Here is a 26,477-nt window from a genome sequence, read left to right on the forward strand (position 1 = left end):
CATGGGGAAGGCGGGGCGAAAGTCTGGCCGCTCCGGGGCGGTAGAACACCCCGGCCCCTCTTTGGACACGCCCTGAGTGCGAGTCCGTTTTTTGACCAGCACGAGCCGCCCGCGAGCGTGCGTTTTGCCTGCTCGCGGGCCGGTTCACGCTGCCCGAAAGCAGGGCGAAAGCCCTTTAAAACGTGCCTAAAACCCCCGGAAACAGGGGCTTAGGCAGCCATTCCAGCCCGTCACGGGTCGAGCGCTTCGCGGGTGTCTGGCCCTTGTTGATAGCTCCCCGTGGCGGGCTTCCCCGCGCCGACTGAATGGAGGTGAGCGCGTGGCCGAGTACTACCGAGACGAGACGCTCACCCTTCACCAGGGCGACGCGGCCGACGTGCTCCGAACGCTGGAGCCCGGTTCGGTGAACGCGGTCGTGACGAGCCCGCCGTACTTCGGGCTCCGCGACTACGGCGACGCCGGACAGATCGGCCATGAGCCGACCGTGGCGGAGTACGTCGAACGGCTCGTTTCCGTGTTCGCCGAAGTCCGCCGGGTGCTCGTCGACGACGGCCTTGTGTGGCTGAACCTGGGCGACGCCTACACCGCGAAGTCCGGACCGCTGCGGGCCGGAGCGACCGGGACGCGCCCTAAGAACCTGATCGGCCTTCCGTGGAAGGTGGCCTTCGCCCTTCAGGCGGACGGGTGGTTCCTGCGGAACGCCATCATCTGGGCCAAGCCGAACGCGATGCCGGAGAGCGTGCAAGACCGGTTCTCGAACCGGCACGAGTCGGTGTTCTTGCTGACGAAGTCGAACCGGTACAGGTTCAACCTGGACGCGGTCCGCGAGCCGTACACGGGCGACCGCTCCCCGTCCCGCCGTGCCCGCAAGCCGGGGCCGAAGAAGGCCAACAGCGTCACGAGCGTGTGGCCGCCACCGGGGCACGAAGACCGGGGCCACAATCCCGGCGACGTGTGGACGCTACCGACGCAGCCTTTCAAGGGCGCGCACTTCGCGCCGATGCCGCTGCGGCTCGCCGAACGCTGTATTGCCGCGTCCGTGCCTTCTTGTGGTGCACACGACAAGAAGCCCTTCGCCGGCCGCGGTGCCGAATCTTGTGGTGCACACCCCACGATCCTTGACCCTTTCTGCGGGTCGGGGACGTCGCTCGTCGCCGCTCGCGCCGCAGGTCTGCGCGCTATCGGGGTCGATCTGAACCCGGACTATCTCGCCCTTGCGCTCGACCGATGCCGGGCGGGCAAGTGACCTCTCCGACGATCGGGTCTCTGTGTTCCGGTCTCGGCGGGCTCGACCTCGCGGCCGTCGAGGTGTTCGGCGGGCGGCTCGCGTGGTGGGCCGATATCGACCCGGCGGCTATCGCGGTCATGACCGCCTACCACCCATCCGCCCCGAACCTGGGGGACGTCACGGCGACCGATTGGCAGACCGTCCCACCTGTCGACGTGTTGACCGCCGGTTACCCGTGTCAGCCTTTCTCGCACGCCGGGAGGCGACTTGGAACCGAAGACCCCCGCCATCTCTGGCCCTGGATCGCTAGCGCCATTCGCGTACTTCGACCGAGAGTCATCGTGCTGGAGAACGTTGCCGGACATCTCCGGCGCGGCGCCGATGTCGTCTTTGCAGACCTTGCCGAAGCTGGGTATCTATTCGCATGGGCGGTTGTATCCGCTGGTGATGTCGGGGCGCCGCATCTGCGGCGGAGGCTATTCGTGGTTGCTGCCGACCCCACACGCGACGTGCCACGCGGGCGCCTGGTCGGGGGGCCGCCGGGGAGGGCTCAACCTTCAGACGGCGATAGCGCGCTTGGTGGAGGACTCGACTGGGGCAAGTACTCCGACGCCGTCCGAGGATGGGAACACGCCCTTAGGCGAGTAGCCCCGGCTCCGGCCTTCGAGACCGAGCGAGGTACTTACCTGCTCACCGCGCCGTTCGTTGAGTGGCTCATGGGCCTTGCGCCTGGATACGTGGCAGAGATGCCCGGCCTGTCCCGCGCGCAGAAACTCCGCCTTCTCGGTAACGGTGTCGTGCCGCAGCAAGCGGCCTCCGCCGTGTGCCTTCTCCTCCCGCAGCTCGCTTCCGCGCAGCCTGCGTAGACCACCGCCCCGTGCGGGTTGAGCCCGGCCGCGCCCCTCTCGCGGCCTGGTGCTCCCCGTTCGGGGCGGTCCCACTCTTCCGCGCCCGCCGGGCGACGCCAAGGACGGACTTACACGCCGGTCCGCAACGGCGGTCCCCGGCCGACCTCTGAACGGAGGCACCTTGCCCGGCTCCGTGTCGGCGACCGACCGCGTGATCGCCGGGGCACTCGTCGCCGTTCTCCTGTTCTCCACGGTGTACGCCGTGAACCCCCGGCCGCGCCCGGCCCTGGTGTGGTCGCAGCCTGCCGAACCGACCCGGCCCGCCTTGCCTTCGGTGCCCGCGAGCCCGCAGCCCGCCGGGGCAGGCCCGGACCCCGAACCCCCGGCGAAGGACTCGAACCCGCCGTGTGGCCCCGCAAAGGGGGACGCGCTCGACCGATGGATTGCGCAAGCTTCCGCCGCGCTGGAGCACGTCGGCGAACCGCCGATCACTGACAGGGATGCGCTGCGGCTCATCATCGCGGCCGAGTCCTCCGGCGACCCGTGCGCCGTGAACACCTGGGACATCAACGCCCGACGCGGAACGCCGAGTGTGGGCCTGGTCCAAACGATCCGGCCGACGTTCGACCGATGGGCGTTGCCCGGCTATGGCGACATCCGCCACCCCGTCGACAACATCATTGCGGGAGTTCGTTACGCCCGTGGCCGCTACGGCTCGGAAAGCAACGTGCCCGGAGTCGTCGGCAGGCGCACGGGCGCCCGCTACAGCGGCTACTGACCTAGTACTGAGTTTGCCGACGGATGCCCGATCCGAGGTTCCGAAGCGCGCTTCTGAATCCCATGGGGATAGCCGCCCGGCCTGAGCCGGGGAACCACACCCACATTTTGCCAACACTGTCGCGTATGTACACATGTGTGATAGTCAGCGAGGCATCACGCGTCAATGTATGGCGTTCGTTCGGCGGTGCCGCTATCTCAATTTCAGACATTTGCGGTTTCATCGTAGTATCAGGGTCGATATTCTGCGCGTACCAGGCCACCCTGGTAAAGCGTGTACGGTAGAACTTTCGCGTGCGCCTGTCTCGCCAGTGCACGCGGACAGTGTAGTTAACTACAACATCGCGAACGGGAAGCTTGCTGGCATTCTGCACGTAGAGCGAGACGTATAGCGGATCGTACTCGGACTCTTCGGAGTCATCCCTATTGCGAATGCGCGGCGCATCAAAGAGAACGTGACCTGCGGCTGTGACTTCGTCAACCTGTCGCCGTTGGTGTCTGCGCTTGTCGCGCATGAATGCGGCAACCGCGACGACAATCGATAATGCAGACAGCCATGACGGCACATTTCCCCAATCGAGATCATGAACCCATCTCGGTAGATCCCGCCAAAGTGCTCCCAAGTCCATAGCTCCCCATCCGCTTGCTCGTCCGATCAATCTTAGCGATGACATGCAGCTTGGTGTGCACACCACAAGAAAGACCCCGCGGCCGGCGAGATGCCGGTTGAGGTGCACACCACAAGACGGGATGGAGGTAGTCGGCATGTCGCACGCGAAGCGGCCGGAGGATCGCTCCGGAAACCCGCGCAGTGCCAACGGTTCCCCGTCCGCGCCAACTGTCCACGTCGGACGTGCGCCGCGCGTACCGTCGAAGCTGGGCGACGTCGGCCGCGAGATCTGGCGGGCCGTGTGGGCTGCGGGTGAAGGCGCCTACCTCCCCGCAACCGACCGGTTCGTGATCGAACGCTATTGCGAGCTTCACGACCGGCGGGCCGCTCTGCTGCGCGAAGTGGAAATCGACGGGCTCACGACAGTGGGCAGTACCGGGCAGACCGTAATTCATCCGGCGCTGCGGTACGTCGAGTCCACCGAGAAGGAAATGCGCGCCATAGAAACAACTCTCGGGCTGAATCTGGAAGCCCGCCTTCGTCTGGGAATCGCCGCGAACGCTGCGCGCCGGACGACTTTGGACGACATCTTGGGTGACCCTGACGACGATTAGGAGGCGAAACCGTTGTCCCCCAAAACAGAGGGACGACGGGTACGCCGATTCGTCCAGCACCTCACGCTAGGCGGCTCCTATCTCGGGCAGCCGTTCCGTCTGCTCGCGTGGCAACGCGACGTCATCGATGAGATTTACCGGCTCACCCCGGACGGCCGACGCCGATACCGCACGGCCGTTCTCGGCGTGGCGCGCAAGAACGGCAAGACACAGCTTGCCGCAGCGCTCGCGCTGTACCACCTGTGCGCGGACACCCGCGACGCAGCGCCGGAAGTCATCTGCGCCGCCAACACCCGCGACCAGGCCCGGCTACTGTTCGCCGAAGCCTCACGCATGGTCCGCATGTCCCCGCTTCTATCGGACATCTGCACTGTCCAACGTGATCAGATCATCTGCCACGCGACAGGCGGCCGGTTCAAGGCCGTGTCCGCCGACGCCGGACTTCAGCAAGGTTTGAACCCGTCCATGATCGTGATGGACGAGTACGCGCAGGCGAAGAACAGTGACCTGTTCGACGCGCTCACTCTTGGCTCTGCCCAACGGAACGAGCCATTGTTCTTGGTGATCTCGACCGCCGGGCCGTTGCCTGACGGGCCGTTCGCGGACATGGTCGAGCACGGCCGCCGGGTCGAGTCGGGCGAAGAGGACGACCCCTCTTTCTGGTCCCGCTGGTACGGGGTCCACCCCGGCGAAACCGTGGACCACCGCGACCCCGACGTGTGGCAGCGCTGCAATCCGTCGTGGGAAATCATGAATCACGCGGACTTCGCCGCGAGCTGCAAGCGCACGCCCGAAGCCAATTTCCGCATGTACCGGCTGAATCAGTTCGTCCGGGGTGGCTCGACGTGGCTTCCCCACGGCGCGTGGGAAGCGCTCGCGCGGCCGGACAAGCGGCTTGAGCCCGGCGACGAAATCGTTGCTTTCGTTGACGCGGCGTGGAAAGGCGATTCAACCGGCATCGTCGGTGTCCGCCTGTCCGACTTGCACGCGGAAGTACTCGGGCACTGGGAAGCCCCGCCGGATGACCCGCACTGGCGTACGCCACTGGGTGAGGTCAAGCAGAGAATCCGGGATATTTGCGGGATCTACCGCGTTGCGGAGGTCCCCGGCGACCCGTACCGGTGGGAAGTTGCGATGCAGGAGCTAGCCGAAGAGGGCTTGCCGGTCGTGGAGTTCCCGACCAACTCACTTGCACGCATGGTGCCCGCGACACAGAGCGCTTATGAGGTGATCACGGAAGGCCGGATGACGCACTCCGGCGACCCGGCGCTAGCCCGCCATCTCGCCAACGCGGTCGTACGAGAGGACACGCGAGGCCCGCGAATTCACAAGGAAACCGCAGGCAGCAAACGAAAAATCGACCTCGCCGTATGCCTGATCGGCGCCCTTCACCGCGCACAGCTATTCCGCGAGGACAGGCGCACAAGTGACGGCTTCCTAGTAGACGGCAAGCCCTGGGACGACTTCGAGGATGACGACACGTGGTGAAAGGGGGCCGCTGTGCTCAACACTGACAAGTGGCGGCAAATCGCCTGCGCCGCAAAGAAACTCCGTAAACGTACCGCCGCACTGTGGCGGAAAAACACAGCGGAGATCCTCGCGACCGGGGGCGCGTCGGCGATCACGACAGGCGCCGCAGCCATCTACGGCCCCGCCGGATGGATCACAGGCGGAGTGCTCGCCGTGATCGGCGCGGTGTGCGCTGCCAAGTCGAAGGGTGGTGCGGCCTAGTGGGCTTCATGTCCTTTGTGGAGAAGCGCTCCGCGCCGGTCCCGGTCGAGCAGGCCAGGACCACCGCCGAACTGTTCGGCGTGGATGCCCCGGACGACGAGCCGTTGACGCGTGAGACCGCGCTCAAGGTCTCGGCTGTCTTCGCCTGCGTCCGGCTTCTGACCGATGCGATTGCGACGCTTCCCGTGGACGCGTACCGCCGCGTGGCCGGACGTCGCCGCCCGTTCACCGCGCCCGACTGGCTGACCAAGCCGAATCCGGATATCGGGCGGATTGCGTTCTTCGGGCAGATCATGACAAGCCTTCTGTTGGAGGGAAACGCCTACATCCTGGTTTCCCGTGTGGGCGGCCGGGTGGTCGCGCTCGACGTCATCCCCGCGTCCATGGTGGAGCCGCGCTACGTCGCGACCCGTTCCGGCCGTAAGCGGCTGGTGTATCAACTGTCGGTCGCGGGCGAAGAGGAACCGTCCGACGTGGTCGGAGCGCTCGACCCGAAGGACGTCATTCACCTTCAAGGGCTCCCGCTCGCCGGAGAACTGCGCGGGGTCTCGCCGCTCAAGGCCGCATCCCTCACCATCGGTTCCGCGTTGTCGGCACTGGAGTACGGAGCGGACTTCTTTCGAGACGGCGCGCTTCCCGGCGCAGTGGTCAACGTGCCCGGCCCGATGACGCCGGAGGGCCTGAAGGCTGCCCGGCAGACGTGGCGCAATATCCACAGGGGCCGGGGTAATCGTCACGGGCTCGCCATCCTCACGGAGGGGGCGACGTTCCAGAAGGTCACGATCAGCCCGGACGAAGCGCAGTTCTTGCAGACGCGACAGTTCCAGGTCCCCGACGTGGCAAGGCTTTTCGGTGTGCCGCCGCATCTCATCGCGGACGCCACCAACTCGACGTCGTGGGGCTCCGGCCTGTCGGAACAGAACACGAGCTTTGCGCAGTACTCCACGCGCCCATGGGTCGAGCGGATCGAGGAAGCCCTAACGGCTCTGCTCATCGCCGACACAGGAGACACGAAAGCGTTCGTCCGGCTGAACATCGACGCTATCCAGCGCGGCGCCCTCAAAGACCGCATGGACACCTACCGCGTCGGTCTCGCATCCGGGATCTACACCCGCAACGAAGTCCGGGCACTGGAAGACCTTCCACCGGACACCGAGTACGGCGACTTCTTTCAACTCCCGCTCAACTTGGCGTTGCTCACCCCGGACGGCCCTCTGTCGCTCTCCGGCGGAAAGACCACCACCGAACCGGCCGACGAGCCGGACGAGACCGCCCCCGAAGACCCCGCGACCGACGCGGAGAAAACCGGCGAAGACTCCGCCGAGAAGCCAAAGGAGACCGCACCCGTTGACCACTGAGCGACGCGATTACGCGCGCCCGGTCGAGCTGCGATCCGAAGGCGAGAACACCACCATTCGCGGCTACGCCTACGTTTTCGGCGCGCTGTCCCATGACCTAGGCGGGTTCCGGGAGCGCATCGAACGCGGAGCGGGCCGGGAATCCATGGCACGTAACGAGATGCTCGCGACGTTCAACCACAACGCGAACGCCCCCCTTGCCCGCACGGGCGCAGGGCTGCGCGTCGGTGAAGACGACATCGGCGGTTGGTACGAGATCGACCTACCGAACACCAGCACCGCGCGCGATGTCGCCGAGCTGATCCGGCGCGGTGTCGTTGCGGGCAGCTCGTTCACGTTCTCCCTTCCGGACGCCCGTTCCGATCAGGAATGGACCGACACGCCAGACGGCGAAGTGATCCGCACCCTTCGCCGCATCAACGTTGTGGAACTAGGCCCGGTCCTGAACCCGGCCTACCCCGACACCACCGCAGCCCTGCGCGCCCTTCACGAAGCCCGCAGCGCCAAGACACCCGACGCCCGGCCCGCGACGGCCGCAGCCACACCGAAGGGGAGCACCACCACCTTGACCACTGCTGAGCTTCAGGACACCGCCGAAGAGCGCGCCCGCGCAGAGCACGCCCTCACCGCCGCCGACGCAGACGGCGCCACCGACACGAGCGCCCGCATTCTGGAGCTGCTCGACCGGCTTGACACCCGTTTCGCCGACCTGTTCGCCAACGCCAAGACCGCCGAAGCGCGGGAGCAGGCCGCGCAGCGCACCGAAGAGGCCCGCAGCCTCGCCGTGGCTCTGCTCGCGCAGGGCGCCCCGCAGCCGCAGGCCATCGACGCCCGCGAGAAGGACAGCACCACCCTCCGAAGCATGAACGTCGGCGACGCGGCCGAGTTCCGCGCCGTGATGGGCGTGGGCGTGGACGCGGCGAACAAGCAGGCGGGCAAGGCCACTCCTTCGGACACGCTGTACACGCAGCTCATCGAGATCATCGCGGAGCGGTCCAACGTCATCGTCGGTGGCGCCCGCTCCGTCACGACCAGCACGGGCGAGAAGCTGACCTTCCCCCGCGTCTCCCCGAAGCGGCCGGAGACCAAGCCCACTGAGGCGCAGGCTCTGCCGGAGAACTACCCGTCCACCGACACCGTGAGCAACACGCCGGAGAAGTACGGCTACGTGACTCACCTGTCGTCCGAATTGGTTCAGGACGACGTGGTGGACCTGGTGGGCTTCCTCGCTGCCGACGCCGGGCCGAACTTGGCCGACCAGATGGGCAGGGACTTCCTCGCCGCCCTGCTCGCCGGGATCACCATCAAGGAGACCCCGGCGAAGCTCACCAAGGAAGCCGACGCGGCCGATTACGTCATCGATCTGTTCTACGAGCTGCCGACCGCAGCCGCGAACCGCGCGAGCTGGCTCATGGGCCGTAAGACCATCGCGCGCCTGCGCAAGCTCAAGGACGGCAACGGGCAGTACCTGTTGAAGTCCGTCGCGGACGGGACCGCCCTCACGCTCATGGGCCGCCCGGTCCTGCGAGACGCCGGTTTCGACAACGACAACACCAAGGTCGTCCTGTCGGACCTCTCGGGCTTCATCACCCGGTTCGCCGGTCCGCTGCGGGTCGCACGCTCGACCGAAGCGAAGTTCGTTGAGGACCTGGTCTCGTACAAGTTCGTTCAGCGGGCCGGGGGCTCGTTGCTCGACGCGACCGGCTCCGCCCTGCTCACCCTGCCCGCTCCGGTCACCGCTGCCTGATCCGTCCCACCTGCGGTAACGCCCCCGGCCGGTTGGAGTGCGCACCACATTCCGCACTCGAGCCGGCCGCGGGCGTGCCTTGAGGTGCACACCACAAGAACGGAGGTGCCGCGTGGTGCATGACCAGTACGCGACCCTGCCGGAGCTGCGGCGCCTGGACGGGCTCGCCGACGCCGATCTGTTCACCGACGCGGACCTGTCGGAGGCCCTCTCCTACGCCGTCGAAACCGTGGAGGGGTACACGGGCCAAGCGTGGCCGGAACGCCCGCCTACGGCCATCAGGTGGGCCGTGCGGACCATCGCGCGACAGTGGGCCGTGGATCTCCACTCCCGGATGCCCGACCGTGCCCTGTCCATCAACTCAGAGTTCGGACAGGTCTCACTTGCCCAAGCCGGGGGCGACTGGCGGCCTACGTCCCTGCCGGAGGTGAACGCGGTCCTGAACCGCTATCGAACCCGGCCCCCGTGGGGGTGAGCACGTGTACGTGATCCTTGCCGCCAAGCTCGCGCTGTACGAAGCACTCACGGCCCGGTTCGCCGGGTCAGGGGTCCAGGTGTCCTACGCCGAACCCGCAGACGCACGAAGCCGAAGCGTGTGGTTCACCGACACCGTAGAACCGGAGATCGAGCCCGTAGCACTCGCGGCCGGGCGACGGAAGCCGTCCAACGTCACGGCCGAACTGACCATCAGGGCATGGGCGACGGTACCCGGCGACCCGGTCAGGGCCGAGACCGCAGCGTATGAGCTACGGGCCGAGATCGAACGCGCTGTGCTGGACGACTTCCACCCGCACCGAGTGTCCGGGCTCATGGACGCCCGGCCCGTGCGTGTCGCCGTCACCAATGGCGACGGCGGCAACGGCTCAACCGCCGTCGCTGACGTCACGCTCGCTCTTCGGGCACGCATACACACATAGGAGGGTGCCCCAGTGGCCCTAGACGCAACAATCGCCCTGGGCGCTGAAACCGCCTACGGCACCGCCGCATCCACTGTGGACGGCTACGAAGGCAAGGGCGATAGCTGGAAGACTACCCGCGAGTTCATGGAGTCCGTGGGCTTCCGCACCGGTCTACAGACCGCCCGCGCAGACCGCCGCCGCATCGTGGACATGGGCGGCGAAGGTGAGATCGAGTGCGATGTACTCGACGCTGGAGCCGCAACCCTGTTCGCCTCCGCCTTCGACCGGCATGAGAGCAAGCCCGCAGGCAAGACCACGGTGCACACGTTCACGTCCGCGAGCACCGGAAGCGGCAAGAGCTTCACCGCCGAAATGGTGCGCCCTAAAGCATCCGGTGGTGTAACCGCCTTCCGCCACGTCGGGTGTGTCGCGACAACCGTTGAGCTGACGCAGGAAGTCGGTTCCCCGCTAACGGCCAAGGTGGCGTTCGACTTTCAGACCGTGACGCACGGCGCGGCCCCGCTCGCCCCGGCCTACCCGACTGAAGCCTTCCCGTACGACTGGACGGCGGGCGTGGTTGAGTTCAAGATGCCCGGCGCGTCCGCGTACACGCCGCTCGACGTGACGAAGTGGACCATCTCGGCTGAGTCCGGCCTGAAGACCGACCGGCGCTTTGTACGGGCGAACCCGCTCAAGAAAGTGCCCGTTCGTGCGGCAGTGCCGACCTACGAAGGGTCCATCGAAGCAGAATTCGATGACTCGACGCTCGCGCTATATGAGGCATTCATTGCGGGCGCCGTGCTGTCCGCTCGCATCACCTACACGGGCGCGACGAAGGCGAGTGACGGAAAGCCGTCTTCTCTCGTTGTCGAAGCTCCGGCGATCCAGTTCACCGGCGATTCCCCCGAAGCCTCCATTGACGAAGTCACGGTCATGGAATTGCCGTTCCGGATTCTCGACCCCGGTACCGCCGACGCGCTGAAGCTCGTCTACACCGAGCCGACTCCGACCCCTCCGACGAGCGGCTGAGTCCGCCCCCTGCTTGGTGTGCACACCACAACCTGAAGGCCCCGCGGCCGGCGAAGGGGGCTTGGTGTGCACACCACAAGGAGGTCCATCCCTTCCATGGTCCGTGACTTCGAGGTGCGGGTAGATGGGCTCCGGGAGCTACGGAGCGCCATCCGCCGCACTAAGGACGCCGACCTGCGCAAGGAGCTAGCGCAGGCGCATAAGGACACCGCCGACGTTGTCGCGCAGCCTGCGAGCCGTGCGGCTCCGCATCGCTCCGGCCGACTGGCACGCACGGTCAAGCCGAGCGCGAGCGTCAAGGGCGCCATCGTTCGCGCGGGACGCGGCTCGTCGGTCCCGTACGCCGGGCCGATCCACTTCGGGTGGCGCAAGCGGCACATCCGCGCGCAGCCCTTCCTATTCCACACCGCCGGGCGGAAGCAAGACGAGTACACCGCTGTGTTTCGTGAGCGGATTACCCGGCTCGTCCGGCGCGCTCTCGGCTCTTAAACAGACTGGAGAATCGTTGTCCGACTTTATTTCCATTGACATCGATGAACTGACGATTGACGAAATCGAGACCGTCGAAGAGATCATCGACGCGTCCATTGAATCGGTGGCCAAGCCCGGTTCCCGCAAGGGCAAGTTCCTCCGCGCCCTCGCGTTCGTGGTGAAGCGTCGTGAAGACCCCGCCTTCACCATCGAGCAGGCCGGAAGCCTGAAGATCCGCGTCGAGCGCCCGGCGGGGAAGCCGGACCCTACTGTGCCCGCCGCGCAGTAACGAAAGCGCGGCTTGTGGCGCACTTCGGCGTCACATGGTCAGACCTGCACACGCTGCGGCTCGTGGAGTTCAACGCGCTGGTGTCCGCAATGGACAAAGACCTGAAGGACCGCAACCGCCGACACGGCGGAGGGCACGAGCCGGGGACGCGACGTACCCCGGTGATGACGTGAGGGGGCGCCGATGGCTAAGCCGATCAAGGTAACCATCCTTGGTGACGTCTCCGACCTCACCAAGAAACTTGACGACGGCGAACAAGCCGTGTCCGGCTTCGGCGTCTCACTCGGCAACGTCGCCGGAAAAGTCGCTGGCATGGCCGCGAAATTCGCACTCGTGTCCGGCGCGGTCGCAGGCATCGGAACCGCTATCTCAGACGCTATCGCGCAAGAGTCGTTGACGGACAAGCTCAACGCCCAACTTGGCGCGACCGGAGCACAGGCCAAGACCTACGGCGCCGCCGCAGGTGCCTTGTACGCCAAGGGCTACGGCGAATCGATGGCCGATATCACCGAAGCGATTCGCGGTGTCGTGCAGAACATCGACGGCATGAGCACCGCGTCACAAGGCGAGCTTCAGAGGATCGGCGCGAAGGCCAGTGATACGGCAAAGATCTTCGACCAGGACCTAGGCGGAGTCACCCGCGCCGTTGGGCAGATGATCCGTACCGGCCTAGCAGCGAACGCCGATGAGGCTTTCGACATCATCGTTGCCGGGTTTCAGCGTGGTGTGGACAAGTCCGGTGACTTTCTCGACACGCTCAACGAATACGGCACCATGTTCCGCGCTCTCGGGCTCGACGGGCAGACGGCTACCGGCCTGCTCTCCCAAGGACTTCAGGCCGGAGCGCGCGACGCGGACAAAGTCGCCGACGCGTTGAAGGAGTTCGCCATCCGCGCCAAGGATGGCAGCAAAACCACAGCAGACGGGTTCACTGCAATCGGCCTGAGCGCGTCGGAGATGGCGGGCAAGTTCGCCGCAGGCGGACCAGTCGCCGCCGCAGCGCTCGACCTCACCCTAGACCGGCTCCGTGCCATCCCCGACCCCGTGAAGCGCTCGACGGCGGCCGTGAATCTCTTCGGCACGCAGGCGGAAGACCTTCAGGACGCGCTCTATGCGCTCGACCCGTCAACCGCCGTCGCGGGTCTAGGCCAAGTGTCCGGCGCCGCCGCAGCGGCCGGAAACACGTTGCACGACAACGCACAGGCGAAGCTTGAAGCGTTCGGCCGCACGTTGTCTAGCGGGCTCGTGACCGTCCTCGGTACCTACGTGGTGCCACTAATCGAGAAGGTGGCGGGCGTACTGGCCACCGTCCTAGGCCCGGCGCTGAGCGTCGCCGCTGGGATCTTGACCAGCACAGTACTTCCGGCTCTGACGTCCCTTGTGGACTGGGTCGGACGTAACGCCGATTGGCTCTCCGTCGTGGCTGGGATCATCACAGCCGTGTTCCTGCCCGCGCTCGTCGCGATGGGCGTACAGGCCACCATCAGCGCAGCGCAAACAGTTGCGGCGTGGACGGTTTCCAAGGTTCAGGCGATAGCGTCTCTCGTCACACAGTCGGCCGCGCTGGTGTCTCTGTCCGCGCTGTGGGTCGGTCTCGGGCTGCAAAGTCTTATGCAGTCGGCGAGAGTCGCCGCCGCATGGGTCCTGTCGAAGGTTCAGGCCGCCGCATCGCTCGCCGGGCAGATGATCGCCTTCGTCGCTCTCGGAGCCGCGTGGGTCGGGCTGGGAGTACAGGCAGCGATTCAGGGCGCCCGTATCGCCGGGGCCTGGGTCCTGTCCAAAGTGGAAGCGCTCGCCTCACTCGCGGCGCAGGTTCCCGCGTTCGCCGTGCTTGTCGCCGGATGGGTCGCACTCGGCGTGCAGTCCTTGATCCGGGGCGCGCAGATGGCCGCAGCCTGGGTCATGGCCATGGGGCCTATCGGCTGGATCATCGCCGCCGTCGTCGGCCTGGTCGCGCTGATCATCGCGAATTGGGACACGGTGAAACAGTGGACGGTCGATGCCTGGAATGCGGTCGTAGATTTCATCGTGTCTGCCGGACGCAACATCGTCCGCACTGTCACCGAACATTTCAACTGGGTCGTTGACAAAGTCCGGGGCGCCTATAACTGGGTCATCGATATCTGGTCCGGGATAACCGGATTCTTTTTCAATCTCGGAGGCGACATCCGCCGAGCCATCGGCGACGCGTTCGACTGGGTCGTGTCCAAGATCCGGGGAGCGATTCAGTGGATTCAGGACCGCATCTCAGACGTCGGCAATTTCCTTAGCAGCATCAACCCTTTCCGCGCCATGGGTGGCCCAATCTCGGCGACTGGAGTTTACACGGTCGGCGAGCGAGGACCGGAGCAAGTGCTATTACCGAAAGGTGCGCAGGTAATTCCGAATCATGCCGCGGCCGGCGGGGGTTCAGGAAATGGCGCCGTCGTAAATGTCTACGCGCAAACGAATGCGAACCCGTACGCCATTGGTCGTGAAGTCGCGTGGGCCATGAGAACCGGTGGGAGGTAGTCGAATGCAACTCGTTCCCACCCTGTTCTCCGCAGCGCAGCGAGCCGCCGAGACCGTCACGGACGAGTGGATGGCGGAGTACCGGGGGCTGATCATCGGCGCCCCGGATTCTCCGCTGTCCCTCGTGGCCGTGGACGGGCTTCTAGACGTCCCCGGTATGCGGACCTCCGACAGGGCCGCTCTGAGCCGTCACGGCGACGTGAGCGGCTCCGATTACCTGGGGTCGCGCACGGTCACCCTCACCATCGAGGCATACGGACGCGACGGCGCCGAGCTGGCCGACGCGCTCAACGCGGTGACGGCCGCCTTCACCCCGGCCGCACCGGACGCGCCGTTGGTGTTCCGTTTTCCGGGTATCGCCGGAGGCGGAGTCCGCTTCGTCTCCGCTCGCGTCCGCAAGCGCGGCATCCCGGTAAACGTGGAGTACTCCAACGGGCTCGCCATGGTCACGGTCGAAATGTATTGCGCAAGCCCGCTTATCGTCTCCCCGGTCTTACTGCGCGACTCTGCACCGCTTGCCGACGCCAACGCGCTAGGCGGCGGAATCAAACCACCATTCCGGTTCCCCATCAAATTCGGGCCACCCCGAAGCCTGGGAATCGTCCGTGTTCTCAACGAAGGAAACTTCACCACTTACCCGAAGTTCATCATTCGCGGACCGGTCACCAACCCGCAGATTATCAATCTCGCAACCGGGCAAATGCTGAGCTTCAATTACACGCTACTCCGTGGCGAGTGGCTCGATATCGACACGTACACCCATGAAGTCCTACTTAATGGCACTGCCCCGCGGTTCCTTACTTCAGGTACCGCGAATACGTGGCTTACCTGCTCACCCGGCCTTACCGAATTCGTGTTTCGCGGATTCCGCATCGATCCCGGTTCAGGCGGCGAAGGCGCCTCGTTGGAATGCCAATGGACATCCGCTTGGGTCTGATCTTCGCCGGGAGGAATTTCCTATATGGCGCTTGTCAAACAGATGGACACTCCACCTCTCTTCTGTGACGGCACCGAATACGCTGCCGGGCTTGTCCGGCGGTTGCTGGGTCAGATGATCGGCGACACGGTCGGACTCTTCGGAACCGCCGACTTCGCCGTGTCACTGTCCGGATCGGCCGTGACCGTCGCACCGGGACGCGGTGCGATCCCCTCCGGCACAACAGAATCAGGCGTGTACCTGGTCGAGTCGACGGAAGCAACAGCGTTGACGCTGGACCCCGCCGACTCGACCCGCGACCGTACAGACCGGCTCGTCGCCTACGTCGTCCCGCCGGTGACCGGCGCGGACACGGGCAAGTGGTTCATGGAGATCCGCAAGGGCGCTCCCGCCGCGACGCCCGTACCGCCGGAGACTCCAAACGCTTATGTCGTCTGGGATTTCGCTATTCCGGCCGCGTCGAAGGGGGTCAACCCGTCCGGCTTCGACAAGCGTTTCGTTGGCGGGCAACAGATGATCGCGGGACCGACCATCACGAGCACAGAGAGGCCCACCAGGGGCCGCCCTGGTCAGATCTGGTCGGACGGCACCACTGGGCAACTGTGGCTGTGGAACGGTTCGGCGTGGATCGGTGCGACCGATCCGACCTTGCCTCGCGGCTGGGTCGGCGAGGTCAAGCGGACAACGGAAGACACCTTCACATCGCCCGTTCTCCTGGAACGCCTGACCTTGAGCCTTTCGGCATCGCGCCGATACAAGGTTACGTTCTCGGCGCAACACCATGCCGCCGGTTTCGGGCCGCCGAACGGTAGCGCGGATATCCGCCTTGCTGCGGGCACGTCCGTGTCCCTGTCCAGCCCCGTCATCAAGACGACCGGCATCCTGAAGAACAACGCGACACGGCAGACCTTCGAGATGGTGACTACGTTCACTGTCCCCACGAGCGGCACGTATTCGCTTGGCCTGACCGCAAACGGGTTCGACAACCCGGCTTTGACCTTCTCGGGTGGAAACGGTCGGATTCTCATGGTCGAAGATATCGGGGCTCTGTGACCGCCACATATCGTGTTCTCTTCCGGGACGTCTTGTCAGGAATCATTCACGGCGAACTACCGGCGGAGAAGTTCAACTACACCAATACCCTCAACGCCCCCGGATCGGCATCCGTCACAATCGCTCTGAATCCAACTGTTGCCCGCGTGAACACGCAAACGGTCATCGCAGGCGGAGCCACCGCCGTATACATCGAGCGGTCCGGCCGTATCGTCTGGTCTGGGCTCGTCTGGGATGCCTCCGCCGATTTCGCGGCAGGCACACTAGAGTTGAATTGCGAAGGCTGGCTCTCATACTTCCGCCATCGGCACTACCATGCAACGACGGCATTCACCCAAGTCGACCAGGCGGACATTGCCCGATCCCTTCTCCGGCACGCTGGCAACTACGGCGACGGCTCCCGTTTGGGAATGATCGAATACGGGAACGAGAAGACCGGAATCAAGCGGGACCGTACGTACAAAGAGTCTGAACACAAGAGTATCGGTGAAGCGGTCGAGCAACTCGCCGCCGTCATCAATGGATTCGATTTCTCGTTTGATACCGCGTGGCGAGATGCGGACTTGGTCACCACGTTCACGGTCCATTACCCGGCGGTCGGACGATTTCGCGCGGTCACGCTTGAACAGGGGCGTAACTGCGATATCCCGTCGGCGACAGTAGGCGGAAAGTCGGTAGTAACGCACGCTTTCGCACTCGGTTCGGGCGACGGTGCAGATCAGGTGTGGGCATCGGCGGGCTTCCCGTCAAAGGTCTTTCCGCGTCTGGAAGCCGTCGAGTCCTTTTCGGACGTCAAGGAGTACGGCACGCTCAAGGCCAAGGCTGAAGAGCGCATCCGGATTGGTTCCGCGCCCATCACATTGCCCTCCATCGCGCTCTACCCGAACAGCTCACCCGGACTCGATGACTTCGCCTTAGGCGACGCACTGACCGTACGTGGCGGGTCCGGCCTTGTCCCGATTGACGGCATGTGGCGCATCACCGAACTTTCCGTATCCGTCGACGAGTCCGGCGCGGAGCAAATCACTTTGACCGCCGCTCCCCGCGAAGTGTTTGGAGGTGACACCAATGGCTAACCCGACTTTGCCGCCGTCGCTGCAAGCGGAATTCCGGGGCCTCGCGGACAGAATCAGCGCCCTTGAGCGCGGAGAACGAAAGGTCACCTACCGCGACAGGCTGACGACGAACGACGGAGCAGTGCCCCGGCAACTCTTCACGCGCAACGGCCGTGAAGCGGTCTACGCAAGCGGAATGGTGAACCCCAAGTACCCCGTTCTAGTGGCGCGCTTCATGATTCAAGCGTTCGGCACTTCGTCTCTCCGTTTCAACTTCGAGGCGGCACTTGGTGGCCTGAGGACGTCAACCCGGACGTTCACCTTCCGGGGGAAGACCAATCCTGACGAGTGGAACGTTCAGGTATTCGAGATGGCATGGCTACACGGAATGCCGGTTGACGAATGGCAGGACACCGAAGCCGTCTCGGTACTGCGGAAGTGCGTCGTCCGGTACTTCGCCGAAGCCACCTCCAACCATGTGCTGAATGCGCGGCCTAGCTCCATCTGGGATGACGCGCGGGCCAACGGGTTTTCCGTGCCACAGGCCAACGTCCTACTGAGTTGGGTACAGCCGACCGAGAACACGATTTCCGTACTTGTGTACGAGCCGGAATACGTGTTCCTGGCTCCGCTGTCGTCTTACCCGACCGCGACGGCGGAAGGCACCTTGCTTCAGGGGACGCCGAGTGCAGCCGCTGCACAGCAACGGCAGACGCTGACGACGGAGCCGACCGACGATCCTGTCCCACCTGACCCGGAACGGATCGAGCTGCCGAAGCCGGTTCCCCCTTTGCCTCCGCCCGTGTTCGAGACCCCCGACCTCCCGGCACCATCGCCGAAAGAGGCTGCCCCGTTCCCGAACACCTACGGCACTTGGCCGCTGGAGCCGCGCGGCTTCGGCTACTGACCTTGGCGTGTGCACCACAAGCGACCCTTCGCCGGCCGCGGTGCCTCCCCTTTGGCGTGCACACCACAAGCCGCCTTCTTTTTCCTTCTGCTGCAAGGGAGTTTCTCTATGGCTGTTTCTCAGAACGGCTGGCCCGTGAACCCTCCGCGCTCGTCCCGCACGGTTCCCGGCACGAATGTTCGCATCGTCGTTGCGGACGGCCCGGCGGGCGACGTGCTCATGTACGTGCTGTCCCAGTTCGACAAGCGCGTTGAGGATCTCGACCAGGGCGCCGACGACTGGGGTTATGCGAACAGGCCGATCCGGGGCGGCACCGCGACCAGCAACCACGCTTCGGCCACGGCCGCCGATGCGAATGCGACGCGGCACCCGCTCGGCAAGCGGGGCACCTTCACCGGGCCGCAGGTCGCGGAGATCCATCGGATTCTGTCCGAAGTGGACAACGTCGTGCGATGGGGTGGCGACTACTCCGGCCGCGCGGACGAAATGCACTTCGAGATCAACGCACCGCACGCCCGCGTGGCTGCGGTCGCGTCCCGGCTGAACGGGGGCGGCAACCCCTCCCCTCCTGACTCCGGCTCCGGTGGACGCGCCACCCTCAAGCGCGGTAGCTCCGGGGCCGACGTCGCGCTTGTTCAACGATTCCTCGGTCTCAAGGCGGACGGCATTTTCGGAACTGACACCGAATCGGCCGTCAAGCGCTACCAGTCCCGGCAGGGCCTCACCGCTGACGGGATTGTCGGCCCCGCCACGTGGGCGCGAATCACTTCCGGTCTTGGGGGTGCTGTTCCTGGCACTGGTGGGGGCACTCCTACACCTGCGCCGCCGGGGGCCACGCTCAAGCGCGGTTCGCAAGGTCCGGCTGTCACCGCGCTTCAGCGTCGGCTCAACGCCTGGTACCCCGCGTACTCGCATCTCACGGCTGACGGCATCTACGGCGCCGGTACGGAAAGTGTGGTCAAGGAGTTTCAGCGTCGGGCCGGGCTCGTCGCGGACGGCATCGCGGGTCCGCGCACGCTCGCGGCCCTGAAGCTCTGAGAGGCCCTCGGGCGGACCGGGAAGGTTTCCGGTCCGCCCATGTCCCCCTAAGCCCTCCTACCGCCACTGAAGACGAAGCAAGGGGCAGCCACAGGGAGGGGAAGAGATGACACGAAGGTCTGTTGGCATCGTCGGCCGGATGCGGTCCGGGAAGGACACGGCCGCCGGGGTGCTGGTGCGGCATCACGGGTACACGCGGTTGGGCTTCGCCGACCCGCTGAAGGCCATGGCCTACGAAACGAGCCCGCTCGTGCGGGAGGGTGAACGGCTCGCGGATGTGGTCGACCGGATCGGCTGGGAGCGGGCGAAGGACGCCTACCCGGAGACGCGGCGGGTTCTTCAGCGTCTCGGGGTGAGCGCACGGGAGGCCCTCGGGCCGGGCGTGTGGGTCAACGCGCTAACCGATCGCGTCCGCCTGGTGCACGGGCCTGTGGTCGTTCCGGACGTGCGATTCGCCAACGAAGCGGACGAGCTGCGGTCACGCGGCTTCGTCATCCTCCGCGTCCGGCGGCCCGGCCTGACCGGAGCCGACACCCACGTGTCCGAAAGCGAGTCCGACGCCATCCGCGCGGACGTGACCGTGACCAACGACGACACCCCGGACGCGCTCGCCGACCGCGTCCATCAGCTCGTGAAGGAGTACGTACTTTGATTGCCTATGTCCGCCGGTTCCCGGCCCTGGTGCTCACTCTCGTGGGCGCCCTGGTGGGCCTGCTCGTGCACCTGGTGCCCGGCCTGCCGGACGGCGCCCTGCTCGACGTCGCCGCCGCTGCGGTCTCGCTCATCGCGGGCGTGGAGATCCACCGCCGGGTGACCGCCGTCCCTGCCGACCAGCGCGGCCTACGCGCCCACGAATACGAGTTCGAGGACGACGCGCCGGAGCCGGAGACCGCCCCGGCCGATTGAGCCCGTCGCCCGCGTCCGGTTTGTGGTGTGCACATCAAGCGCACTCGAGCCGGCCGCGGGGCCTTCCTTGTGGTGTGCACGCCAAGCCGGGCACAGCTGTGTCGGTGTGGTGTGCACCACAAATAGCTGCGTTACCATGGTAACGCAGCTTAGGTTTGTTGCAGCAGGCCACGACGGAGGGAAGCTGACATGACGAAGACCGGTAGCGAGATCATCAAGACCATTGAGATGGCGTGGCGGGCGATCCAGCGTAAGCACAAGGAGCTACCCGACGTGGTCGTGGTAACAGGCTCCGGCTTCCACGGGAAGAACCCGAAGTGGGCGCACTTCTGGCCTGGTCGCTGGACGCAGGACGAAGAGGGCAAGGAAGGTGCTGCGCCCAACGTCATTCAGCAGATCCTCACGGGCATGCCGGAGCTTTTCGTCTCTGGCGAGTTGCTCGGCTTACCCGGCCGCCGGATCATGCAAACCCTTCTGCACGAAGCCGCGCACGGACTCAACGAAGCTCGCAGCGAACACGGGACCAACATCAACGGTCGCCACAACAAGACGTTCGTGCGGGCCGCGAACGAACTGGGACTTATCTGGCCCGAAGGCAAGGCGCCGCACAAGTCCATCGGCTTTTCGCAGGTCGAGATCACCGACAAGACCGCCGCGAAGTACGAGAAGGTCATCGAGAAACTCGAAGCCGCTCGTCTCGCGTACCTGGCGGAGGGCCGGAGATTGGAGAACGGAGACCCCGGCGCCTTGGGTGGGGAAGGTGGCGACGGCGGGGAAGACGGCGACGGCGGTAGCGGCACGCAGAAGCGCGGCAGGGGCTCGCGCGGCGGGTCGCGGGGTGGGAAGCGCATCTACGTGACCTGCATCTGTGCGACCGCCGATCCTTTCCCGATCACCCCCGGCCGCCTGGAGCGCGCCCCGATCCTCTGCGGCGACTGCATGGAGCCTTTCCGGCCGCGCGACGAAGAGGACGAAGACGACGAATAAGCACGCCTGAGCTGCGTTACCATGGTCACGGGGCGAGTCCGCATGGAGGGCTCGCCCCGTGAAAGGGTGGGAGACATGGGAGCACATCCGGACCTCACGACCCGGCAGGCCGCGCTTGTCCGCACCGGGGCGGACCTGGCGAAGACTGCCGTCCTGCGCAACTCGCTTGACGCCAAGCAGGAGCTAGCCCGCGTGCTGTTCGAGCTGCGGGGGACGTTTCAGGATGAGAAGGGCAGGCCGGATTACGCGGCGAAGTCGCAGGCGTACCGGTCCGCCGTGGCCGCGCTCTACGAAGCGTCGGGGCTGTCCCGTGAGGACTCGAAGCGGCTGCAAGGGTCGGTCCGCCATCAAGTCGGAATCGTGCTGCGGCGGGAGCTGAGCACGGAACAGCTCGCCGAATACGACTTGAGCCCGCAGGACCGTAACGCCCCGCGTCGCAAGGGCGCGGATGCCGATCGTGTCACCAGTGCTTCGGCGAGCCTGCCCGATCAGGTAGCGCAACTCCACACGCTTGCTACCGCCCTTGTCGACTCGCCGGAAGCGTCCACCTTGGACGCGGACACGGCCGATAAGGTCCGCGCTGTTCTCGCCGACACGGCCGCCGCGTGTGACCGCCTGCGTACCCGGCTGGAACCCGAAGGCCCGTAACGACTGCTCGAAGATTGAGCCCCTTTCCCTTGCGGGACAAGGGGCTTTTTCATGTCCGGAAACTTTCTCTTCGGATCATGTCCCCTCGCGTCCCTCTACCGCCACTGATCGGGTTGAGAGAGCGCGACAGAGGGGAAATGAGTGAGCGCAGTAAAAACCATCAAGCGCGGCGGAAGCCGCTTCTACGTGAACCCTGAGACCCGCGAAAAGGTCCCCGGCGTCACGTCCGTACTTTCCATGCTTCCCAAGCCTTTCCTGACCTATTGGGCCGCGAAGGTCACCGCCGAATCGGCCGTGTCGAACATCGGCCCCGTGGTCGGTCTGGCCATGAACGACCCAACCGGCGCGGTCGACTACCTCAAGCGGGCGCACCGCCGGACCACGAACGAAGCGGCCGACATCGGGACCGAAGTCCATGCGCTGTACGAGAAGTTGGCGCGGGGCGATCAGGTCGGGAGGCAGCATCCGGACTTGGAACCCTACGTCCGGTGGATCAACGAGTTTCACGACCGCTACCAGCCGTCCTATCGGCACATCGAAGACACGGTGTGGTCGACCACGCACAAGTACGCCGGTTCGTTCGACGCCATCTGTGACATCGACGGCGAAACCGTGATGCTCGACGCGAAGTCGACGCGCTCCGGCGTCCACGAAGAAGTGGCGTTGCAGCTCTCCGCGTACAGCTACGCGGACCACATCGTGACGCAGGACGGCGAGCAGGTTCCCGTTCCGGAGATCCACGCGGGCGCGGTTCTGCATCTGCGGCCGGAGGGCTGGAAGCTCGTCCCGGCTCGTGTCGACGCAGAGGTCTTCGGCTACTTCCTGACTCTGCGCAAGGTTTTCGACAGGGTCACGACCGAAGCGTCAACCGTCATCGGCAAACCACTTTATGAGTCCGTCGCTTCGACCGGCTCCGAACGTCGCTCGTCCAGCAAGTAGTAAGAGGGGAAACCGTTTCATGGCAACGCACAAGGTCACGTACGAAACCACCAACAAGCCGGACACGGCCACGCTGCCCAAGGGCGCGAAGGTCGAGACCGTCTCACCCTTCCCGGCCGTCGTCACCGCGCACCGCCGCACGCTGCGGGTCAACCGCGTGGAGGCGAACGACGAGCACGCCGCAACCATCAAGATCACGGCCGATGGCACCGGGGACGCCAAGGGCTTGCCGCTCACCGAAGCGCAGGCCCGCGAGATCGGCGAAACCCTGATCAAGGCCGCCGACATGGCCGCGAGCGAGCGGGCCGCGCGGGAGAGGGCCGAAGAGGCACGCAAGGCGGAGTCCCGCAGGCTCACGGCCCGGCGCAACGCGGCCTACATGGACGCGCTGTACCGCGAGCTTCGGGCGCCGCAGTACGTGAACCCGTTCCGTTTCTGAGCTTCTGCACCACTGCGGACCAGCCGGGTCCGCACACGACAGCGAGGATTCCTTTTGTCGCTGCGTATTTTCGAGACCGATCCGGACGCCAAGCCCAAGACGCGGAGTAACTTTGCCGACGACATCGTCGGGCGTTTCCGCTCCGGCATCCTGATCGGTCGCCGCCCGCAGGCGCTGTCAGAGTGGCGTGTGACGACCGATGACCCGGACGTCGCCGACCGCATGGCGGAGCTGTACGGCGGCACTCCGGAAGAGTGGGACACCGACAAGTCCGACAACCTTCAGGTAATGACCGACTCCGCGAGCGTGTCCGTCGTGATCGAGGACGCTTCCGCGCTGCGTACCCGGATGGCTCTCTACGGGCAGGCCGGGCCGATCCACATCTGTGACGGTGCGTACTTCATCGAGGGCCACCCCGAAGATGCGGAGATCGGCGAGTCGTGCGGGTGCCCGCGCGAGCTGACCAAGCGCAAGGAGCAGGCCAAGAGCGGCCGGGGTCCGAAGCCGGACATCCGGCTGCGGTTCCGTCTGGCTGACGACCCGGACCTTGGGCTGTTCCTGTTCTCGTCCGGTTCGTGGTCGCTCGTGAACGACCTGCCGGAGCTGGAGCGGACGCTGTCTGCTGCGGACGGCCCGCTCAAGGCGGACCTGAAGCTGACCTTCGTCGAGTACGACACGAAGGCCGGTAGGCACGTCGAGTACCACCGCCCGGAGATCACCATCAAGGGCGCCGCGTAGGCGCTCGCACTACCGCCCCCGGAGCTGTCCACCTGGACGGCTCCGGGGGCCATTTCTCGTGCTAGGACCCATCCGCAATGATTTGAATCAAATCATAAGCGCATTTGGTTTGAATTAAATAATTCGATGTGATCCACGCTGACAAACTGTCAGCGCTTCACCGCTTGCCAAACCCGCACCGTTTGCACTAATCGTTGTAATCACCACAAGCGAGGAACGATTTCTTGTGGTGCACACACCACGCCCCCGGCCCCGCGGCCGGCGAAGGGTGGCTTGTGGTGCACACACCAACTGATCAGGAGGGGGAAGACCGTTGCACGTTGACGCGCTGCTACAGCGGTTGGGCGGCGGGGCCGTGCTCGAAGACCGGGGCGGGGTCCTGGTGACCTGTCCCGCGCACAAGGACGGGCGCCCGTCGCTGTTCGTCTCGCTCAAGCCGGACGGGCGGGCGCTGATCCACTGCCGCGCCGGATGCTCGACCGACGCTGTCCTGACGGCCGCCGGGCTGCGGACGGCCGACCTGTTCGGGGTGAGCGGTGAGCCGACTCTCTCCGACGCTCCGCCCGTGGAGCTGGACCCCGGCGCCGTCGCCGCGCTCATGCAGTACGTGACGGCCGCAGCGGTCCGCCTTCCTGGCTCTGAGAGCGCCGTGTACGCGCTGGAGCGGTTCGGGGTGACCGAGGACATGGGCCGGGAGCTACAGCTTGGCCACGATGACGGGACCGTGACGACGCGGGGCAAGGATTTCCGCACGCAGGCGTACACCGCTCACCCGCGTTTGGTCGTGCCCATGCTCGATTGGCACGGGACGCCGCGCGGGCTTCAGGGCCGTGACGTTGGCGGAGCCTGCCCGGCCCGCTGGGTGAACCTCGCGAGTCCTGCCGAAGGCATGAGGTGGTCCGCTACTGGGGTGTTCCGCACCTCCGGTTCCTTCGACACGGTCCTAGTGACCGAGGGGCCGGGCGACGCTCTGACGGCGGTTGCCGCCGGGTACACCGCCGTGGCCGTCCGTGGCTCCGGGGTCGCGCGCTCCGAACGCACGGCGCGGGAGCTGGTCGACGGGGCGCCGGACGGGGCCTTGTTCGTGCTCGCCGGGGACAACGACCGATCGGGCCGGGAATTCAACGACGCGTTGGGCGCGCAGCTCGCCGCGCTCGACGTTCAGGTGTGCGTCCTCGCCATCCCTGCCGGGATCAAGGATCTCGCCGCGTGGCGTGCCGCCGGACCGGGCGAGTTCGCCGCAGCGCTGCACACCGCTGTGTCCGACGCGCCCGCGTGGGTGGCTGCGGAGACGACACCGCCGACACCGACCAGGCCGCGAAGGGAGCGGGTGCCGATGGAGGGGACCGACATTGCCAACGCCCGCCGGGCACTGGACATCGTCGGCAAGGACACCGCCTATGTGGACGGAGTCGGCTTCCTGACGTGGACGGGCAAGGTGTGGTCGGTCATGAGTGCCACGCGGGAACGAGCCATCGGTCACCGGGTGGCCGACGCGATGACGGCGGAGCTTGCCGAGATCCGCGAGCGGTTCGGCGACGAGTCCAACGCGTACAAGAGCGCACTGAAAACCACGCGGCGGATGCACATGGATTCCGGCATCCGGGCCGCGCTGGAGCACCTCCGCACGATCACCGGTCACGAAGTCGAGGACTTCGACGCACACCCGCACTTGCTCACGTTCAACAACGGCGTGGTGGACCTGCGCACCGGACGGCTACGGCCACACACGCGTGACGACCGGTTGACCAAGCTCATCCGGCAGGACTTCGACCCGGACGCGCAGTGTCCACGGTGGACACAGTTTCTCGCCGAGATCTTCCCGGACGACGCCGAGTTGCCCGCGTACATGCGTAGGCTCATCGGATACGGCATCACCGGCGAGACACGAGAGCACGCCTTCGCATTGCTTTACGGGCACGGCTCTAACGGCAAGTCGGTGTTCGTCAACACCTTGGCGGACGTGCTGCGCGGCATCACGGGGCATGTCTCGCAAGCGGCCGTGGCCTACCAGCGAAGCTACGACCCCGGTGCCGCGAACCCGGCTCTTGCGGCGCTGCGCGGTGTCCGCCTGGCGGTGCTCTCGGAGCTGTCCGAGGGGCTGCGGCTGAACGAAGCACTGTTGAAACAGCTCACCGCCGGGGACCCCGTCACGGCACGTGAGCTGTACAAGGGGATCTTCACCTTTCAGCCCACCGCGCTCATGCTCATGGCCACGAACTATCGGCCCGATGTGCGCGGTCAGGATGACGGGTTTTGGCGCAGGACAAGGCTCATCCCGTTCACGCGCGCGTTCAGCGACGCGGACAAGGACCCGGCCCTGTCGCGGACCTTGCTCGCCGAAGCGCCGGGCATCCTCGCGTGGGCAGTGCAGGGGGCGGCCGAGTGGTACGCCGGGGGCCTGCGTGAACCCGCGTCCGTGCGTGCGGCCGTCGCCGAGTACCGGCAACAGTCCGACCTGTTGGACGGGTTTCTGCCGGGCGTGCTCGTGCGCGACCCACAGGGAAGCATCCTGCAAAAGCAGGCTTGGGACATGTTCCAGAACTGGAGGGACGACGAGCAGGTCATGCAGGTTCTTCGTTGGGGTCCAAGGGAATTCGCCCGCAACCTGGAATCACGCAAGGTGAAGAGCATTCGCGCGAACGCAGGTAAGAAGCTGATCGGAGTACGGGCCGCAAGGCCGGACGAGATCCACGCGGGGTAGCCCGCAACCACCAA

Annotated in this window: 27 protein-coding genes; 26 read left to right on the forward strand and 1 reads right to left on the reverse strand. The window is 65.7% G+C overall.

Annotation, left to right across the window (positions count from 1 at the left end; genetic code table 11):
• The first annotated feature begins 319 nt into the window (after nucleotides 1–319).
• From ACLJO0_RS04230 to ACLJO0_RS04240, 3 genes are all read left to right on the forward strand, one after another.
• Nucleotides 320–1,246 (forward strand): DNA-methyltransferase, encoded by a 927-nt coding sequence (locus tag ACLJO0_RS04230; protein WP_410576621.1) that lies wholly within the window; start codon nucleotides 320–322, stop codon nucleotides 1,244–1,246.
• Nucleotides 1,228–2,094, forward strand: a complete 867-nt coding sequence (locus ACLJO0_RS04235; protein WP_410576622.1) for a DNA cytosine methyltransferase — start codon at nucleotides 1,228–1,230, stop codon at nucleotides 2,092–2,094. The genes ACLJO0_RS04230 and ACLJO0_RS04235 overlap by 19 nt, the downstream gene beginning before the upstream one ends.
• A gap of 163 nt (nucleotides 2,095–2,257) precedes the next feature.
• Nucleotides 2,258–2,854 (forward strand): transglycosylase SLT domain-containing protein, encoded by a 597-nt coding sequence (locus ACLJO0_RS04240; protein ID WP_410576623.1) that lies wholly within the window; start codon nucleotides 2,258–2,260, stop codon nucleotides 2,852–2,854.
• A 1-nt stretch (nucleotide 2,855) separates the two neighbouring features.
• On the opposite strand, the gene ACLJO0_RS04245 is transcribed toward ACLJO0_RS04240, so the two are convergent.
• Nucleotides 2,856–3,482, reverse strand: a complete 627-nt coding sequence (locus tag ACLJO0_RS04245; RefSeq protein ID WP_410576624.1) for a hypothetical protein — start codon at nucleotides 3,480–3,482, stop codon at nucleotides 2,856–2,858.
• Between the two features lie 136 nt (nucleotides 3,483–3,618).
• Here ACLJO0_RS04245 and ACLJO0_RS04250 point away from each other — a divergent pair, with 136 nt between their 5' ends.
• The 23 genes from ACLJO0_RS04250 to ACLJO0_RS04360 all read left to right on the forward strand — a co-directional run bounded on the left by ACLJO0_RS04250 (nucleotide 3,619) and on the right by ACLJO0_RS04360 (nucleotide 26,463).
• On the forward strand, nucleotides 3,619–4,077 hold the full coding sequence (locus ACLJO0_RS04250) for a phage terminase small subunit P27 family (RefSeq protein WP_410576625.1): 459 nt from the start codon (nucleotides 3,619–3,621) through the stop codon (nucleotides 4,075–4,077).
• A gap of 12 nt (nucleotides 4,078–4,089) precedes the next feature.
• Nucleotides 4,090–5,565, forward strand: coding sequence for a terminase large subunit domain-containing protein (locus tag ACLJO0_RS04255; protein ID WP_410576626.1), 1,476 nt, complete (start codon nucleotides 4,090–4,092; stop codon nucleotides 5,563–5,565).
• Nucleotides 5,566–5,577: 12 nt separating this feature from the next.
• Complete coding sequence (locus tag ACLJO0_RS04260) at nucleotides 5,578–5,808, forward strand: hypothetical protein (RefSeq protein ID WP_410576627.1); 231 nt, start codon at nucleotides 5,578–5,580, stop codon at nucleotides 5,806–5,808.
• An 8-nt stretch (nucleotides 5,809–5,816) separates the two neighbouring features.
• On the forward strand, nucleotides 5,817–7,166 hold the full coding sequence (locus ACLJO0_RS04265) for a phage portal protein (protein ID WP_410576628.1): 1,350 nt from the start codon (nucleotides 5,817–5,819) through the stop codon (nucleotides 7,164–7,166).
• Entirely contained in the window at nucleotides 7,156–8,913 is a 1,758-nt protein-coding gene (locus tag ACLJO0_RS04270; RefSeq protein WP_410576629.1) for a phage major capsid protein, read from the forward strand. Before ACLJO0_RS04265 ends, ACLJO0_RS04270 begins: the two co-directional genes overlap by 11 nt.
• A 112-nt stretch (nucleotides 8,914–9,025) precedes the next feature.
• Entirely contained in the window at nucleotides 9,026–9,388 is a 363-nt protein-coding gene (locus ACLJO0_RS04275) for a hypothetical protein (RefSeq protein WP_410576630.1), read from the forward strand.
• Between the two features lie 4 nt (nucleotides 9,389–9,392).
• The gene (locus tag ACLJO0_RS04280; RefSeq protein ID WP_410576631.1) at nucleotides 9,393–9,830 is read left to right on the forward strand and encodes a hypothetical protein; all 438 of its coding nucleotides are present in this window, start codon (nucleotides 9,393–9,395) and stop codon (nucleotides 9,828–9,830) included.
• Nucleotides 9,831–9,842: 12 nt separating this feature from the next.
• Nucleotides 9,843–10,841: a phage tail tube protein gene (locus ACLJO0_RS04285; protein ID WP_410576632.1), complete on the forward strand. Its 999-nt coding sequence runs from the start codon at nucleotides 9,843–9,845 to the stop codon at nucleotides 10,839–10,841.
• 445 nt (nucleotides 10,842–11,286) lie between these two features.
• The gene (locus ACLJO0_RS04290) at nucleotides 11,287–11,601 is read left to right on the forward strand and encodes a hypothetical protein (RefSeq protein ID WP_410576633.1); all 315 of its coding nucleotides are present in this window, start codon (nucleotides 11,287–11,289) and stop codon (nucleotides 11,599–11,601) included.
• A 183-nt stretch (nucleotides 11,602–11,784) separates the two neighbouring features.
• Nucleotides 11,785–14,112, forward strand: a complete 2,328-nt coding sequence (locus ACLJO0_RS04295; protein ID WP_410576634.1) for a phage tail tape measure protein — start codon at nucleotides 11,785–11,787, stop codon at nucleotides 14,110–14,112.
• 4 nt (nucleotides 14,113–14,116) lie between these two features.
• Nucleotides 14,117–15,049 (forward strand): phage distal tail protein, encoded by a 933-nt coding sequence (locus ACLJO0_RS04300; RefSeq protein ID WP_410576635.1) that lies wholly within the window; start codon nucleotides 14,117–14,119, stop codon nucleotides 15,047–15,049.
• Between the two features lie 24 nt (nucleotides 15,050–15,073).
• Nucleotides 15,074–16,102, forward strand: a complete 1,029-nt coding sequence (locus tag ACLJO0_RS04305; RefSeq protein WP_410576636.1) for a hypothetical protein — start codon at nucleotides 15,074–15,076, stop codon at nucleotides 16,100–16,102.
• A complete protein-coding gene (locus ACLJO0_RS04310) occupies nucleotides 16,099–17,178 on the forward strand; it encodes a hypothetical protein (protein WP_410576637.1) in 1,080 nt (359 codons plus the stop codon). The genes ACLJO0_RS04305 and ACLJO0_RS04310 overlap by 4 nt, the downstream gene beginning before the upstream one ends.
• A complete protein-coding gene (locus ACLJO0_RS04315; RefSeq protein WP_410576638.1) occupies nucleotides 17,171–18,064 on the forward strand; it encodes a hypothetical protein in 894 nt (297 codons plus the stop codon). Before ACLJO0_RS04310 ends, ACLJO0_RS04315 begins: the two co-directional genes overlap by 8 nt.
• A 108-nt stretch (nucleotides 18,065–18,172) precedes the next feature.
• Nucleotides 18,173–19,102: a peptidoglycan-binding protein gene (locus ACLJO0_RS04320; RefSeq protein WP_410576639.1), complete on the forward strand. Its 930-nt coding sequence runs from the start codon at nucleotides 18,173–18,175 to the stop codon at nucleotides 19,100–19,102.
• Nucleotides 19,103–19,208: 106 nt separating this feature from the next.
• Entirely contained in the window at nucleotides 19,209–19,754 is a 546-nt protein-coding gene (locus ACLJO0_RS04325) for a hypothetical protein (RefSeq protein WP_410576640.1), read from the forward strand.
• The gene (locus ACLJO0_RS04330) at nucleotides 19,751–20,008 is read left to right on the forward strand and encodes a hypothetical protein (RefSeq protein ID WP_410576641.1); all 258 of its coding nucleotides are present in this window, start codon (nucleotides 19,751–19,753) and stop codon (nucleotides 20,006–20,008) included. Before ACLJO0_RS04325 ends, ACLJO0_RS04330 begins: the two co-directional genes overlap by 4 nt.
• A gap of 189 nt (nucleotides 20,009–20,197) precedes the next feature.
• Nucleotides 20,198–20,995, forward strand: coding sequence for a hypothetical protein (locus tag ACLJO0_RS04335; RefSeq protein WP_410576642.1), 798 nt, complete (start codon nucleotides 20,198–20,200; stop codon nucleotides 20,993–20,995).
• Nucleotides 20,996–21,070: 75 nt separating this feature from the next.
• On the forward strand, nucleotides 21,071–21,643 hold the full coding sequence (locus tag ACLJO0_RS04340; RefSeq protein ID WP_410576643.1) for a hypothetical protein: 573 nt from the start codon (nucleotides 21,071–21,073) through the stop codon (nucleotides 21,641–21,643).
• 237 nt (nucleotides 21,644–21,880) lie between these two features.
• Nucleotides 21,881–22,582, forward strand: a complete 702-nt coding sequence (locus tag ACLJO0_RS04345) for a hypothetical protein (protein ID WP_410576644.1) — start codon at nucleotides 21,881–21,883, stop codon at nucleotides 22,580–22,582.
• Nucleotides 22,583–22,601: 19 nt separating this feature from the next.
• The gene (locus tag ACLJO0_RS04350) at nucleotides 22,602–23,021 is read left to right on the forward strand and encodes a hypothetical protein (RefSeq protein WP_410576645.1); all 420 of its coding nucleotides are present in this window, start codon (nucleotides 22,602–22,604) and stop codon (nucleotides 23,019–23,021) included.
• Nucleotides 23,022–23,075: 54 nt separating this feature from the next.
• Nucleotides 23,076–23,759: a hypothetical protein gene (locus ACLJO0_RS04355; protein WP_410576646.1), complete on the forward strand. Its 684-nt coding sequence runs from the start codon at nucleotides 23,076–23,078 to the stop codon at nucleotides 23,757–23,759.
• A gap of 313 nt (nucleotides 23,760–24,072) precedes the next feature.
• Complete coding sequence (locus tag ACLJO0_RS04360; RefSeq protein ID WP_410576647.1) at nucleotides 24,073–26,463, forward strand: phage/plasmid primase, P4 family; 2,391 nt, start codon at nucleotides 24,073–24,075, stop codon at nucleotides 26,461–26,463.
• Nucleotides 26,464–26,477: the final 14 nt, after the last annotated feature.

This window comes from Amycolatopsis sp. lyj-108 (genome assembly GCF_046549005.1).
Taxonomy (GTDB): domain Bacteria; phylum Actinomycetota; class Actinomycetes; order Mycobacteriales; family Pseudonocardiaceae; genus Amycolatopsis.